Origin of the sequence: Methylomonas sp. ZR1 (assembly GCF_013141865.1) — a bacterium.
In the GTDB taxonomy this organism is placed as follows: domain Bacteria; phylum Pseudomonadota; class Gammaproteobacteria; order Methylococcales; family Methylomonadaceae; genus Methylomonas.
Map to the genome: position 1 here is coordinate 4415080 of NZ_RCST01000001.1, position 13594 is coordinate 4428673.

Here is a 13594-nt window from a genome sequence, read left to right on the forward strand (position 1 = left end):
GAAGTCACTTATCGAATATTATGAAGTTTAAGGTGATTGTCTATGAATTTAATGTATACGGCATCCGGTTTTGCCGTGGGTATGTTGGTGGGTGTTACCGGGGTTGGCGGCGGTTCGTTGATGACACCGCTTCTGGTGTTTTTGTTTGGCTTTAAACCCGCCGTCGCGGTAGGCACGGATTTACTGTATGCGTCGATTACGAAAACCGCAGGGGTGTTTGTTCATCACGGTAAGCACGGTTCGGTAGATTGGAAAATCGTCGGCTGGTTGGCGTTGGGTAGCTTGCCTTTTGCAGGTGTAACACTTTATGTGTTGAAAAATCTGATGGAGGTTGGCAAGGAAGTGACCGGTGCAATTACCTTTACCTTGGGTGTGGCTTTGTTGCTGACCGCTCTGGCCTTGCTGGTTCGCAGTATTCTGTTACGCAAAGCGTCCAAGAGTGCGGAGATTGATGACGAACACAGCAACCAGGGAAATAGCGGCCGATTTTCACCACGTTGGGAAAAAGTTGCCACGGTTTTTACTGGTGCTGTGCTGGGGGTGTTGGTGACATTGTCGTCGGTTGGTGCCGGAGCTTTGGGAACCGTTGCTTTGCTATTTCTTTATCCAAGAATGACGACCTTGAAAATTGTCGGTACCGATTTGGCGCACGCGATTCCTTTGACCGCCGTGGCCGGTTTGGGACATTTGAGCCTGGGGAATTTCGATCTGGATTTACTGATCAGCTTGCTGCTGGGGTCGGTGCCGGGTATTTGGGTCGGCAGTCATCTAAGTGCGAAGATTCCCGAATATTTTTTGCGTCCGGTGTTAGCGACTTTACTGCTGGTGATAGGCTTAAAATTCGTATTGCAATAAGCCCAATCTGGTTTTCTGAATAAAAAAGCCGTGCTCGTCTTTGCGACGAGCACGGCTTTTTTTGTTTGCCTATTTCGGTGCGCGTTTGCGTTCGTTTTCAGTCAATAAGATTTTACGTAGACGAATTGATTTAGGTGTCACTTCGACCAACTCGTCATCACTGATAAATTCCAAAGCTTGTTCCAGCGTCATTTTTTGAATTTTGGCGCAGGTCAAGCTGTCGTCAGAGCCCGCCGCGCGGATGTTGGTTAAAGGTTTGGGCTTGGTCGGGTTAACCACTAAATCGTTACCGCGAGAATGGATACCGACCAATTGACCTTCGTAGATTTCATCGCCATTAACCACCAGCAACTCACCGCGAGCTTGCAGCGGATACAGCGAATAATCGACCGCTTTACCTTTAGCCATGGAGATCAATACGCCACGCACACGATTGCCGACCGCGCCTTCTTTCACAGGGCCATAATGGTCGAATACGTGATAGAACAGGCCCGATCCGGAGGTTGCGGTCAGGAATTCCGTTTGAAAGCCCAACAAACCGCGGGAAGGCACGACATATTCCAGACGGATGCGGCCTTTACCGTCCGGCACCATGTCTTTCAGGTCGCCTTTACGGTCACCCAATTTTTCCATGATGGTGCCTTGGTGCTGCTCTTCCACTTCAATCGTGACATTTTCAAACGGTTCTTGTTTGATGCCGTCGATTTCCTTGATGATCACTTGCGGGCGCGAAACGCCCAGCTCGAACCCTTCGCGACGCATATTTTCGATCAATACCGACAAGTGCAACTCGCCACGACCGGACACTTTAAATTTATCCGGATCGTCGGTGGTTTCAACACGCAGGGCCACGTTGTGCTGCAGCTCTTTTTGTAAGCGGTCGTAAATTTGGCGAGTGGTAATGAATTTGCCTTCTCTACCGGCAAACGGCGAATTGTTGACCTGAAAGGTCATGCTCACGGTCGGTTCGTCGACCGATAGCGGCGGCAAGGCAACTACATTGTTAGGGTCGCACAAGGTTTCCGAGATTTTCAGATTCTCGATACCGCAGAAGGCAATGATGTCGCCCGCTTGCGCGGTTTCCACTTCGACGCGCTCCAAGCCATGGAAACCATACAGTTTCAGCATGCGGCCACTACGGGTTTTGCCTTCGTTATCGATAATGGTCAATGGCATGTTGCGCGAGACTTTGCCTTGCTTGATACGACCGATGCCGATTACGCCGACGTAGGAGTTGTAATCCAGACTGATGACTTGCATTTGGAACGGTGCGTCCACATCAACCGGCGGCGGCGCTACTTTATCGACAATAGTTTGGAACAGCGGTGTCATATCGCCGCCGGATACGTCGGCTTCCAGGCCGGCGAAACCATTTAACGCGGAGGCATAAACAATTGGGAAATCCAATTGTTCATCGGTGGCGCCGAGGTTATCGAACAAGTCGAAAGTTTGGTCGACGACCCAATCAGGGCGCGCGCCGGGACGGTCTACTTTATTGATCACCACAATCGGTTTTAAACCCAAGGCAAAGGCTTTTTTGGTAACAAAGCGGGTTTGCGGCATCGGGCCGTCGACCGCGTCAACTAACAATAAAACTGAATCCACCATCGATAAAACCCGTTCAACTTCGCCGCCGAAGTCGGCGTGTCCTGGGGTGTCGACGATGTTGATGTGATAGCCGTTCCAGTCGATCGCGGTGTTTTTCGCCAGAATGGTAATGCCGCGTTCTTTTTCCAGCGCGTTGGAGTCCATCACCCGTTCGTCGACTTTGGTGTGCGCGTCGAAGGTGCCGGATTGCTGTAAAAGTTGGTCAACCAGGGTGGTTTTGCCGTGGTCGACGTGGGCGATGATCGCGATGTTTCTGAGTTTTTCTATCACAATAATTTACTAGATGATTTTTAAGGAACAGATAGGCCGAACGGACAAGCCGCCCAGCGGGATTTAGTTTTGGTTCGCGCGCGGGCGCGGACCGGTTGGCTGAGGGATTAACTTTGTTGCCAAGGCAAGCCGTGAAAACGCCAGCCACCGGTATTGCCGCGGTGTTTGTTTTCATCCAGCGGGCCTTCGAAGCCTTCTAGAATGTTGATCAGATGCTGATAACCTGCCGCTTCCAGGGCTTTGGCGGCGTCTACAGAGCGTTGTCCGCTGCGGCATAAGAGCAGTATCGGCGCGGCTTTATCTGGGGCGTACTGTTGTACTTGCTCCACAAAACCCGTATTTAACTGCATGCCGGGAAATTCTTTCCAGGCCACATGAATGGCTTGCGGCGGGTGGCCGACAAAGCTGTGCTCAATGGCTGTCCTGACATCGATCAGTACCGCTGCCGGATTGCTTTGTAATACCGCCCAGGATTGTTTGGGGTCGAGATTTTCTATCATTAATTTACCGCTTTATTTTTGCCCAATAAAACAGGCTTCGTTTCTATTGCCGAATCGCGCATCACCGAGTTTTGCGTATTCTTGGTAAAAAACCACGCTTAAGGGGCTGAATAGCCGCAATAATTCGTTGTTTGCCAGTAAATACTCGGGATTGCTGGGGCCTTGTTGGTCAAGTTTGTTGCGGGTAAATGTTTGATAAAACAGCAGGCCGCCCGGTTTCAAGGCCGCCATTATCGCATTACACAGGGTTCGGTCAAGAAAACGACAGATGACAATCACATCGTAAGTCTGCTGCACCAGCGTTTCTGCACTGATATGGCATTGCCGAGTGGCGATTGGCAAGCCTTTTTCGGCAGCTTGTTGTTGCAATATTTGTAAAGCGACCGAGGAAATATCCCAGGCATCCACATCAAGGCCGGATTCGGCGAGGAGGACGGCGTTGCCGCCCAGGCCGCAGGCCAAATCCAGCGCTTTGCCTTGCTTGGGTAGCAAATATCGATGCTGCACCAACACCTCGGCTGGCGCAGGTGAGGCGGCAGAATCTCGATAAATGGCGTCCCACTTACTTTGTAGATCGGTCATGGGTTCATGCCGATCCGATGCGGTAGCCAGGCTTGAATAAACTCCAGAAACGAACGGACTTTGGCGGACAAATATTTGCGGTGTGGGTAAACCGCATAAATCTCCAACGGCGCGATGCCGTATTGCTCCATGACCACTTGTAAACGGCCTTGTTCGATGTCGCGACCGACGATGTAGCGCGGCAACATGATCAGGCCTAAGCCATTCACCGCAGCGTTGCGGATCGGATCGGCCATGTTGGCTTGCATCCTGCCCGTGACGGTAACGGTGCGTTCCCCCAGAATGCCCTTGAATCGCCACTTGTTACGGGGTGGAATCGCCCAGTTAATCAGGCAGCTGTGGTCTTCCAGGTCTTCAGGGTCTTGTGGAGTGCCATGTGCTTTAAGATATTCCGGGGACGCGCAAACGACCAGTGACGAGCTGGCCAGCTTTCGGGCCACCAGGCTGGTATCGTTCAACTGTCCCAGATAAATCGCTAAGTCCACGCCCTCATCGATCAAATCGACCTGCCCACCTTTCAACACCATCTCCACAGACAGGTCGGGGTAGTTTTTTAGGTATTCGGTCAAGCCCGGCGAAATATGGCTGGCGCCAATGACCGGCGGTGCGAGAATTTTTAGGGTGCCGCGAGGTTCCGTTTGCAAGTGCGTGATTGCCGATTCCATCTCGGCCACATCGAGTAAAACCTGCTGACAACGCTCGAGGTATGCCTCGCCGGCTTCGGTTAAACTTAAGCTGCGGGTCGTACGGTTGAACAGTCGCGTATTCAGCTCGCTTTCCAATTGCATGATATGTTTGGTCGCCATGGCCCTGGAAATGTCGAGATCCTTGGCGGCCCCGGCAAAGCTGCCTGCTTTGGCGACGCGGACAAAGACATTCATGCTGGTTAGTTTGTCCATGGTATCTCCTGGAAAGTAAAAAATTCACCAAAAAGCGTTGACATTTTTATTGTTTCTAAATTGTATACAATTTATTTAGTAAAAGCCTAATTGTAAACTTTTTTCTATCCTGTATAGTGCGCTGCAACTGAAGAGCAAGCACATGAAGTCTTGTCAAGCGCAAGATTTAAAAATAGAGAATTTGAGCACAATGAACGACTTTAAAAAAGACATCTTAATAGGCGCTCTTTTTATTGTCGGTGTTTGGAGCTTTATTTCCGGCTTGTTCGTCATCTCTACTATGCTGTTCGCTGTCACCTCCATATTTAGCAATATGTCGACTAAGGCGCTGCTGAATAGCTGATCCAAGAATTTGTAACTACCTCCTGGTGTTGTAATAACGAGCGGAACCTCCTTCTAAGCACTCCGCTGGTTTTTTTGCCTTCCTCTGCGCAAGCATAGGGAGGCTTTTTTTTGCCGATAGATTTTTTTGGGCTGCCTCGGCAACGTGCTATGATTTTGCAATTTTCAATCCAAACAAAAGCTAATGAGCGAAGTTTTACAGCAATTGGCCGAGGTTCTTGAGCAGCGCAAGTTGCAAACCGCCGATCAGTCCTACGTAGCCAGTTTATACGCCAAGGGCTTGGATCATATTTTGAAAAAAATCGGCGAAGAGGCTACCGAGACGGTGATTGCCGCCAAAGATGGCGATAAGGATAAAATTGTGTATGAAACTGCCGATCTTTGGTTTCATTGCATGGTGATGTTGGCGCATCAGGAACTCGGCCCGGAACATGTGATCAGTGAGTTGCAAAGGCGCTTCGGATTGTCCGGTTTACAGGAAAAAGCGCAGCGCGATATTTCCTGATAGTAAAAATTAAGGAGTGAACAATGGGTTTAAGCATCCCTCATTTATTAGTGGTTTTGGTTATCGTGATCTTGGTGTTTGGCACCAAGCGCCTGAAAAATATCGGCGCCGATCTTGGCGAAGCGATTAAGGGCTTTCGTTCTGCCGTTAAGGAAGGCAGTGAAGATAAGGCGATTGCAAGCAAGGAAGAGGAGCCTTTGGAAGGCGAAGTCACTAATAAAGAAAAAGACCGAGCTTAGTCTGCGATATGTTCGACGTCGGTTTTTCAGAATTGTTGATGGTGGGTTTGGTGGCACTATTGGTGCTGGGCCCGGAAAAATTGCCGAAAGCGGCCCGCTTGGCTGGGTTTTGGGTGGGAAAAGCCCGTACTGTGTTGGCCACTGCTAAGGCGGAAATTAAACAGGAATTGCACGCTGAGGAAATGCGCCAGTTAATCCAGCAGCAGTCCATAGCCGGCGAATTGCAGAAAGTGGTGCAGGATACTCAGTCAGCTCTCGACGATATTAACTTCAATGCTCAGGCAGCGACAGAAATCAATCAGGACGATGACAAGCCAAGCGCCGCTGGATAACGAGCAGTCATTTTTTAGCCATTTAGTCGAGCTGCGCGACCGCCTGTTAAAGGTCGTGTTATGCGTGCTGCTGGTATTTGTTGGTACCGCAAGCTACGCCAACGAGATTTACGCCTATCTGGCCGAGCCGCTGTTAGTGCACATGCCGAAAAACAGTACGATGATTGCCATCGATGTGGCCTCGCCGTTTTTCACGCCGTTCAAGCTTGCGTTTGTGGTGGCGGTGTTCGTTTCCATTCCTTTCATTCTTTACCAGTTCTGGGGTTTTGTGGCGCCCGGCTTATATCGCCATGAAAAACTGATGGTGGCGCCACTGTTATTGGCTAGTACGCTGTTGTTTTACAGTGGTGCGGCCTTCGCCTATTTTTTGGTATTTCCTCTGGTATTCGGCTATCTCACGTCGGCGGCGCCGGCCGGCGTGGCGGTGATGACAGATATAGCCACTTATCTGGATTTTGTATTGGCAATGTTTTTTGCCTTCGGCTTATCGTTCGAAATTCCGATTTTCACTATTGTATTGGTCTGGACCGGCATCATCACCCCGGAAACGCTGTCTGAAAAAAGGCCGTATGTCATCGTTGGGGTGTTTGTCATCGCGATGTTTTTGACGCCGCCCGACGCTTTGTCGCAAACTCTGTTAGCGGTGCCGATGTGGTTGTTGTTTGAATCCGGATTGCTGTTTTCACGATTGTTCGTCAAAAAAGAGTCGGCGGCTGAGGATCGTGAATAGTATTGCTCAGCGATTCACCACGGTACGCAAGCAGCTCCGCCAGGCCGAAATCGATGCGCAGCGTTCACCGGGGAGTGTGCAGTTATTGGCGGTCAGCAAGACCAAGCCCGCCGCCGATATTGCTGCAGCCTACCGTTTCGGTCAGCGCCATTTTGGCGAAAATTATTTACAGGAAGCGCTGAAAAAACAGCAGGAATTGGCGGCATTCAATATTAGCTGGCATTTCATCGGGCCGATTCAATCCAATAAAACCAAGCCTATTGCCCAGCACTTTGCCTGGGTGCACAGTGTTGATCGCCTAAAAATAGCCGAACGCCTCAGCGAGCAGCGTCCGGACTATTTGCCGCCTTTGAATATCTGCTTGCAGGTCAATATCAGCGATGAAGCGAGCAAATCCGGCATTGAATTGGCGGATTTGCCGGTGCTGATCGAACAAGTCGGTAAGCTGCCCAATTTGCGTTTACGCGGCGTGATGGCGATTCCGGAGCCGCAACAGGATTATCAGGCGCAATGCCTGCCGTATCGGCGGCTCTATCAGGCAGTGCGGCAACTTGATCGTCACGATCTCGATACTTTTTCGTTTGGCATGAGTGGCGATTTACAGGCGGCGGTTGCCGAAGGCTCAACGCTGGTGCGGATCGGCACGGCGCTGTTCGGCGAGCGTCCTAGCCAATAATTTGTTTTTCATGGATAATGCAGGGTATTTTCCGATAAATCCCCATTTTTCAACGCGATGAAACAAAAGCTGGAATCCCTGTTACAACAAGCCGTTACAGCCCTTAAAAATCAAGGTATTCTCGAAAACGATTTTATTGCGCAAATCAATTTGGAGCGCACCCGCGATGTGCAACACGGCGATTTCGCCACCAATCTGGCGATGTTGCTGGCCAAGCCGGCCAAACTTAATCCTAGACAGCTGGCCGAAAAAATCGTCGCGGCGCTGCCGAGCGATGCGCTGATCACCAAGGTTGATATCGCCGGCCCCGGATTTATCAATTTCTTCATCAATCCCGATAGCCAATTTCAGGTCGTCAAACAGATACTCGATACTGGGTCGGAATACGGTTTGAGCAAGATCGGCGTTGGCAAGCGAGTGCAAGTCGAATTCGTTTCCGCTAATCCCACCGGGCCTTTACATGTCGGCCACGGCCGCGGCGCAGCTTATGGTTCTGCGGTGGCGGATTTGCTGGCGGCAGCCGGTTTTGAAGTCGAACGCGAATACTATGTGAACGATGCCGGCCGGCAGATGGATATTCTCGCCACCAGCGTCTGGTTGCGTTATCTGGAAGCCTGTGGCGAAGTTCTGCCTTTCCCTAGCAATGGCTATCGCGGCGAGTATGTCCGAGATATTTCCGCGAAGTTGCATAAGAAAGCCGGCGACGCTTACCGCAGAGCTGCCGCGCTAGTGATGGCGGATTTGCCCGCCGACGAACCGCAAGGCGGCGATAAGGAAAAACACATTGATGCGTTGATCGACCGTGCCAAAGCCTTGCTCGGCGACGCTTATAAAGAGGTATTTCAAGCCGGTCTGGACGAAATTCTGGACGACATCAAAGACGACTTGGCTGAATTCGGCGTGAGTTATCAACAGTGGTTTTCCGAGCGTTCGCTGATGGACGATCATTCCGTTGAGCAGGCTTTGCAGCGTCTGGATGCGGTCGGCTATCTTTACCAGCAGGAAGGCGCCACTTGGTTTGCTTCCAGCCGTTTGGGCGACGAAAAAGATAGAGTCGTGGTGCGAGATAACGGCCAGACCACCTATTTTGCTTCTGATATTGCCTATCACATGCACAAATTGGATCGGGGCTTCGATCAGATTGTTAACATCTGGGGCGCTGATCACCACGGCTATATTCCGCGCGTAAAAGCGGCGATGCAAGCCTTGGGCGCCGACGAATCCAAACTGAAAGTATTGCTGGTGCAATTTGCGATCTTGTATCGCGGCGACGAAAAAGTACAAATGTCGACCCGCTCCGGCGAATTTGTCACCCTAAGACAACTGCGCAGCGAAGTGGGTAGAGATGCGTGCCGCTTCTTTTATGTGATGCGTAAATCCGAACAACATATGGATTTCGACTTGAAATTGGCTACTTCCAGAAGTAACGAAAATCCGGTTTATTATGTGCAGTATGCGCATGCCAGGGTGTGCAGCGTGTTGCGCCAGCTCGACGAAAAAGGCCGGCAACGCAATCCGCAGTTAGGTATGGAGCATCTGAATCTGTTGACCGAAGAGCAGGAAGCCGCGTTACTGACTACACTTTCCAAGTACCCGGAAACTTTGGAACGTGCTGCTGTGAATTACGAACCTCATCAATTGATTCATTACTTGCGTGAACTGGCCAATCAGTTCCACAGTTATTACAACGCACATCAGTTCCTGGTAGACGACGACAAGCTTTGCAACGCGCGCATTAATTTGATTTGCGCCGTCAAGCAGGTATTGGTCAACGCCCTATCCCTATTGAAAATCAATGCACCTGAAGCGATGTAATGGCCAGAGACTATAAGCACCGCGTTCAAAGTCCCAGTTACGCTAACAGTCGCAGAAAGCCGAAAAAGTCCTCGGTCGCACCTTGGCGCTGGTTGCTGGTCATCGCGCTGATTGTAGCTTTTGGGGTGTTTTTGAACATGATCCGCAAAATGGTACCTGAGTTGGTGGCGGGCAAGTCGGAGGCTGATATCCCGCAAGTAGTGGAGAAGTTAAAGCAAGAGTTACCGGTCAAACCGCAAACTCAAGCGGTCGTTGAGCCGGAAAAACCGGCGGAGCCGCCGCAACCAGCGGAGCCGGAAGAACCGCGTTACGATTTTTATACCATACTGCCACAAGCGGAAGTAGTGGTGCCCGACTACGAAATCAAAACCCGGGTGCGCGAGCAGCTAGTTGGTAAAACCAAGGCGGCCAAATACATTATGCAGGCAGGTTCCTTCCGGGAGGCAGCGGAGGCTGATCGCCATAAGGCCAAGCTGGCATCGCTCGGCATAGAGTCCCGGGTCGAAAAGGCTAAAGTCGGCAATGTTATCTGGCATCGGGTTAAGGTCGGTCCCTACGATAATCCCGCCAGCGTTTCCACGATTAAGGAATTGCTGCAGAAAAACGGCATCGGTGTGATTGTTACCGAAAGCGGTCAATAAGCGTTCAAAAAAATCCAGGGATTTGCCTGGCATTGTTCAAGCAATTCTCCAGCGCAATGCTGTGTATACTGCGGTAGTAAATTAGATTGACTGGCTTGCTGTTTTAAGCTCTGATAACTTCAACAATTACGAGAGGAGAGGTCTTATGGTTAACAAAAAGACGATGGCGCTGATGGCTTTGGCGCTGATCATGCTGAGCGGTTGTAGCCGGGGTTTTCGGGCTAGCGAAGTCAAAGATGACGATTTGGTCGAGGTAAGCTACGAGGCTGTCGATCAGCTCCTTCTCGATTTGCGCGAGCCTTTGCCCAGAGGTAGTCTGGTGGTTATCAATTCGCTGGTTAATCTCGGAGAACTGGAGCAAACACTGGCGTTTGGCCGAATTGTCTCCGATCAAATTTCCTCGGCCTTTCATCGTTCCGGTTACCGGGTGATGGGTATGGAACTGCCTACCGAAATTTTTGCTAAAAACGAAGCCGGTATCCTGCAACTGCCTGATAAAACCAAGGAAGCTTTAAATAACGTCGGGGCTAAAGCGGTCGTTGTAGGATCGTTTGCTCCTGGCTACAACAATGTCTATGTGTCGCTAAGAGTTGTGGACATCGCCAGTCAGAACGTGATTTCTTCCACCGACTATTCCGTGTCGATGGGGCCGGATGCCAAAGTTTTGGTTAAAAAGCCGCCAGCACCCGCGCCAGCTAAGCCATAGCACTCAGATATTAAGCGGATTGCCTTTAGGCAATCCGCTCCTCGCTATAGTTTAGCCATCAGGCTCGACGCACTAAAGTCCCCCTCTAATTACCCAGTTGCTCGTGGGCCAAGTTCTGTGCCAAATACCCAGAAATTGCCTGCGGCGTATCGAAATTGCCGTAAGCCAATAACAATTTAGCGTAAGCCGCTTCCAACGACGTATTCCAGATCATTTCCGCGCCCACATCCAGTAGCTCGCGAGTCGAGGCGTATGCGCTTTCCGAATATAGCGCCGGTGCCAGATAAATTTTGATGCCTTGCCCGGTGCAGCGTTTGACGAATTCCACCAAGCTGTATTGCTCTCCTGCTGCGGCAGAGGCGCAAGCCGTCCCGGAGTGGTAGAGGTCGTGCAGTACTGCATCGACCTTATCGAGACTGTAAGCAGCGTAATCCAGGCCTGGGTAAGGTCTGATCAGTAAAATGCGTTTGGAAAAGTCGGGTTTAAGCGTAATCGGCGAGCGCACGCTGGGCGCCAAATTTTGCAGAGAGTAGAAGCATCCGTTCTCGAAGCGCATCCAGGCCTGCGACTGCACGCTGATAAAATTGCTACTTAAGGGCAGGCAGGACGATAGTCGACTGCCGAGATGAATCAGCGTCGTTTGGCCTGGATTGCGGTAAGGCACAAACACGCCGGCCAGACCAATTTGGCGGATAAATTCCACCGCACATAGAAAGTTCGCCACGCCGTTGGCTTGCGGGTTGTTCAGCGGCAAATCGCTGGAAACCAGCAGCAGCGGAATCGACAATCCATTGAAATACAGGCTTAGTGCGGCAGCACTAAAGGCCAGGCTGTCGGTACCGTGGGTGACGATGATGCCGGCGAATTGGCTTAAGTCCTCGGCTTCAATCGCAGTGATGATCTGGGGCCAGTGGCTGGGATGCAGGTTTTCGCTGAGAATCTGCAAGGGCTGCAAGGTTTTGAAGCTTACCGAATCCGGCTTGGCGTCGTGTTCCGCAAAGCGTTGCAATAACTTAAAACCGGCGCTGCCGTCGGTATTGATGGTGTCGCCGCTGAGCTGCGAACCGATGGTGCCGCCGGTAAATACCAGCAGGATGTTTTTCTTCATAAACGATGGTTTCTAGTATGATGTTTTGCTCACAAAGCCCATCTTAAACACTCCGCATGAAAATATCACTGATCGTGGCGATGGCCAGTAATCGCGCCATTGGCCTGAACGGCCAAATGCCTTGGCATCTCTCGGCCGACTTGAAACGCTTCAAACAAATCACCATGGGCGCGCCGATATTGATGGGGCGTAAGACGTTTGAGGCCATCGGTCGGCCCTTGCCGGGACGGGAGAATATCATTATCAGCCGCGATCCGAGTTATCAACAACCCGGTTGCCGAGTGTTTGGCGACATCGATAGCGTGTTGCAATGCTATGCCGATCACCCGGAGCTATTCGTGATTGGCGGCGCCACCTTATATGAAGCCATGCTGGCGTATGCCGATTATTTGTATCTGACCGAAATCCACAAAACCTTCGAGGGTGACACTTTTTTCCCGGAGATTGATGCCAGGCAATGGCGGGAGCTTGCCAGAGAGGATGTTGAAAATGATCAAGCCGTTGATTTCAGTTACAGTTTTTTAAAGTTGGAAAACGTCCGGGCTGGCCTTAGTGGCGTGCTGGATTTGCGCGGCCGCTCAGGATTAGGCGCGTTGTCATAAAACTGTCACATTTGCTTCATACTATTGTCACGCTAGGTTGGCAATATGAATCTTAAGTTTTAAACATTTCGAGAAAATATATGAAAAATACATTCAAGCTGAAATCGCTGGTTTTAGGATTTGGTTTTGCATCGGCCGCTTTAGTCGGCGGCGAAGCTGTGGCGGCTCCCGCGACTTTGGACCCCGCTTTGCCCGAATACGCGGCAGCTAGCGGCGTGTCCGGCAATATCTCCAGCGTTGGCTCGGATACTTTAGCTAACTTGATGACCTTGTGGGCCGAAGAATTCGGCAAGATTTACCCCAACGTCAACATTCAGATTCAAGCAGCCGGTTCTTCAACCGCGCCGCCAGCTTTGACCGAAGGTACCGCTAACCTGGGTCCGATGAGTCGGAAAATGAAAGACAATGAAATCGACGATTTCGAAAGCAAATACGGATACAAACCCACTGCGATTCCGGTTGCTATCGATGCGCTGGCGGTTTTCGTCAACAAGGACAATCCGGTTAAAGGCTTGAGCCTTCCGCAAGTGGATGCGATTTTGTCTTCAACCCGTAAATGCGGTTATGCCACTGACATCACCACTTGGGGTCAAGCTGGCCTGACGGGCGGCTGGGCAAACAAACCTATTCAGCTGTATGGCCGTAACTCAGTGTCCGGTACTTACGGTTTCTTCAAAGACGAAGCACTGTGCAAAGGTGATTTCAAAAGTAACGTCAACGAACAGCCCGGTTCCGCGTCGGTCGTGCAATCGGTTACGACGTCGGCAAACGGCATCGGTTATTCCGGTATCGGTTATTCCACCTCGGGCGTAAAAGCCGTGCCTTTGGCATTGAAGGATGGCCAGCCGTTTGTTGAGGCCACTCCGGAAAATGCCACATCCGGCGCGTACCCGCTGTCTCGTTTCTTGTACGTTTACGTCAACAAAAAACCTAATGAGCCGCTGGCCCCCATGGAAAAAGAGTTCATCAAAATGGTGTTGTCTAAAACCGGCCAACAAGTCGTGATCAAGGACGGCTACATTCCGCTGCCAGCCAAGGCAGTCGAAAAAGCTCTAACTCTGATTCAGTAATTACATCAGCCAAGGATGCCTGATAAAGGGACAATTCTGCATGGATGCAGCAAGGGATTGGCTAATACCAACAATGTCATTGCCCCTCTCGCCAAGTAATGGTGGATGATCTTG

At 50.9% G+C, this 13594-nt stretch carries 16 protein-coding genes; 11 read left to right on the forward strand and 5 right to left on the reverse strand.

Features of this window, described 5'->3' with window-relative positions:
• The first annotated feature begins 42 nt into the window (after positions 1-42).
• Entirely contained in the window at positions 43-855 is an 813-nt protein-coding gene (locus tag DDY07_RS20075) for a sulfite exporter TauE/SafE family protein (protein ID WP_033156889.1), read from the forward strand.
• 69 nt (positions 856-924) lie between these two features.
• Here the strand turns inward: DDY07_RS20075 and typA are convergent, their stop codons facing one another.
• From typA to DDY07_RS20095, 4 genes are all read right to left on the reverse strand, one after another.
• Positions 925-2733, reverse strand: coding sequence for a translational GTPase TypA (typA, locus tag DDY07_RS20080; protein WP_171697184.1), 1809 nt, complete (start codon positions 2731-2733; stop codon positions 925-927).
• 107 nt (positions 2734-2840) lie between these two features.
• Positions 2841-3233, reverse strand: a complete 393-nt coding sequence (locus DDY07_RS20085) for a rhodanese-like domain-containing protein (protein ID WP_171697185.1) — start codon at positions 3231-3233, stop codon at positions 2841-2843.
• A gap of 12 nt (positions 3234-3245) precedes the next feature.
• Complete coding sequence (locus DDY07_RS20090; RefSeq protein ID WP_171697186.1) at positions 3246-3815, reverse strand: bifunctional 2-polyprenyl-6-hydroxyphenol methylase/3-demethylubiquinol 3-O-methyltransferase UbiG; 570 nt, start codon at positions 3813-3815, stop codon at positions 3246-3248.
• Positions 3812-4714, reverse strand: a complete 903-nt coding sequence (locus DDY07_RS20095) for a LysR family transcriptional regulator (RefSeq protein WP_020484211.1) — start codon at positions 4712-4714, stop codon at positions 3812-3814. The genes DDY07_RS20090 and DDY07_RS20095 overlap by 4 nt, the downstream gene beginning before the upstream one ends.
• A 526-nt stretch (positions 4715-5240) precedes the next feature.
• On the opposite strand from DDY07_RS20095, the gene DDY07_RS20100 reads away from it, so the two are divergent.
• From DDY07_RS20100 to DDY07_RS20135, 8 genes are all read left to right on the forward strand, one after another.
• Positions 5241-5561 carry a phosphoribosyl-ATP diphosphatase gene (locus DDY07_RS20100; protein ID WP_171697187.1) on the forward strand — a complete coding sequence of 107 codons (321 nt, stop codon included), beginning with the start codon at positions 5241-5243 and terminating at the stop codon, positions 5559-5561.
• Between the two features lie 23 nt (positions 5562-5584).
• Positions 5585-5800: a Sec-independent protein translocase subunit TatA gene (gene tatA / locus DDY07_RS20105; protein ID WP_033156884.1), complete on the forward strand. Its 216-nt coding sequence runs from the start codon at positions 5585-5587 to the stop codon at positions 5798-5800.
• An 8-nt stretch (positions 5801-5808) separates the two neighbouring features.
• A complete protein-coding gene (gene tatB / locus DDY07_RS20110; RefSeq protein WP_026602621.1) occupies positions 5809-6132 on the forward strand; it encodes a Sec-independent protein translocase protein TatB in 324 nt (107 codons plus the stop codon).
• The gene (gene tatC / locus DDY07_RS20115; RefSeq protein ID WP_171697188.1) at positions 6107-6862 is read left to right on the forward strand and encodes a twin-arginine translocase subunit TatC; all 756 of its coding nucleotides are present in this window, start codon (positions 6107-6109) and stop codon (positions 6860-6862) included. Before tatB ends, tatC begins: the two co-directional genes overlap by 26 nt.
• Positions 6855-7538, forward strand: a complete 684-nt coding sequence (locus tag DDY07_RS20120) for a YggS family pyridoxal phosphate-dependent enzyme (RefSeq protein WP_171697189.1) — start codon at positions 6855-6857, stop codon at positions 7536-7538. The genes tatC and DDY07_RS20120 overlap by 8 nt, the downstream gene beginning before the upstream one ends.
• Before the next feature lie 57 nt (positions 7539-7595).
• Positions 7596-9353 (forward strand): arginine--tRNA ligase, encoded by a 1758-nt coding sequence (gene argS / locus DDY07_RS20125; RefSeq protein ID WP_171697190.1) that lies wholly within the window; start codon positions 7596-7598, stop codon positions 9351-9353.
• Positions 9353-9994: an SPOR domain-containing protein gene (locus DDY07_RS20130; protein WP_171697191.1), complete on the forward strand. Its 642-nt coding sequence runs from the start codon at positions 9353-9355 to the stop codon at positions 9992-9994. Before argS ends, DDY07_RS20130 begins: the two co-directional genes overlap by 1 nt.
• Positions 9995-10139: 145 nt before the next feature.
• Positions 10140-10700: a FlgO family outer membrane protein gene (locus DDY07_RS20135; RefSeq protein ID WP_033156879.1), complete on the forward strand. Its 561-nt coding sequence runs from the start codon at positions 10140-10142 to the stop codon at positions 10698-10700.
• Between the two features lie 85 nt (positions 10701-10785).
• On the opposite strand, the gene DDY07_RS20140 is transcribed toward DDY07_RS20135, so the two are convergent.
• Complete coding sequence (locus DDY07_RS20140; protein ID WP_171697192.1) at positions 10786-11808, reverse strand: asparaginase; 1023 nt, start codon at positions 11806-11808, stop codon at positions 10786-10788.
• A gap of 56 nt (positions 11809-11864) precedes the next feature.
• Between DDY07_RS20140 and DDY07_RS20145 the strand changes: the two genes are divergently transcribed.
• Complete coding sequence (locus DDY07_RS20145) at positions 11865-12410, forward strand: dihydrofolate reductase (RefSeq protein WP_171697193.1); 546 nt, start codon at positions 11865-11867, stop codon at positions 12408-12410.
• An 80-nt stretch (positions 12411-12490) separates the two neighbouring features.
• Entirely contained in the window at positions 12491-13480 is a 990-nt protein-coding gene (locus DDY07_RS20150) for a PstS family phosphate ABC transporter substrate-binding protein (RefSeq protein WP_033156877.1), read from the forward strand.
• Positions 13481-13594 lie beyond the last annotated feature (114 nt).

Excerpts from the sequence above, each read along its gene's own strand:
- DDY07_RS20130 (WP_171697191.1), top strand. The coding sequence starts at position 9,353 with ATGGCCAGAGACTATAAGCACCGCGTTCAAAGTCCCAGTTACGCTAAC.
- DDY07_RS20075 (WP_033156889.1), top strand. The coding sequence starts at position 43 with ATGAATTTAATGTATACGGCATCCGGTTTTGCCGTGGGTATGTTGGTG.
- argS (WP_171697190.1), top strand. The coding sequence starts at position 7,596 with ATGAAACAAAAGCTGGAATCCCTGTTACAACAAGCCGTTACAGCCCTT.
- tatA (WP_033156884.1), top strand. The coding sequence starts at position 5,585 with ATGGGTTTAAGCATCCCTCATTTATTAGTGGTTTTGGTTATCGTGATC.
- DDY07_RS20095 (WP_020484211.1), bottom strand. The coding sequence starts at position 4,714 with ATGGACAAACTAACCAGCATGAATGTCTTTGTCCGCGTCGCCAAAGCA.
- DDY07_RS20090 (WP_171697186.1), bottom strand. The coding sequence starts at position 3,815 with ATGACCGATCTACAAAGTAAGTGGGACGCCATTTATCGAGATTCTGCC.
- tatC (WP_171697188.1), top strand. The coding sequence starts at position 6,107 with ATGACAAGCCAAGCGCCGCTGGATAACGAGCAGTCATTTTTTAGCCAT.
- DDY07_RS20135 (WP_033156879.1), top strand. The coding sequence starts at position 10,140 with ATGGTTAACAAAAAGACGATGGCGCTGATGGCTTTGGCGCTGATCATG.
- DDY07_RS20140 (WP_171697192.1), bottom strand. The coding sequence starts at position 11,808 with ATGAAGAAAAACATCCTGCTGGTATTTACCGGCGGCACCATCGGTTCG.
- DDY07_RS20145 (WP_171697193.1), top strand. The coding sequence starts at position 11,865 with ATGAAAATATCACTGATCGTGGCGATGGCCAGTAATCGCGCCATTGGC.
- tatB (WP_026602621.1), top strand. The coding sequence starts at position 5,809 with ATGTTCGACGTCGGTTTTTCAGAATTGTTGATGGTGGGTTTGGTGGCA.
- DDY07_RS20150 (WP_033156877.1), top strand. The coding sequence starts at position 12,491 with ATGAAAAATACATTCAAGCTGAAATCGCTGGTTTTAGGATTTGGTTTT.
- DDY07_RS20100 (WP_171697187.1), top strand. The coding sequence starts at position 5,241 with ATGAGCGAAGTTTTACAGCAATTGGCCGAGGTTCTTGAGCAGCGCAAG.
- DDY07_RS20085 (WP_171697185.1), bottom strand. The coding sequence starts at position 3,233 with ATGATAGAAAATCTCGACCCCAAACAATCCTGGGCGGTATTACAAAGC.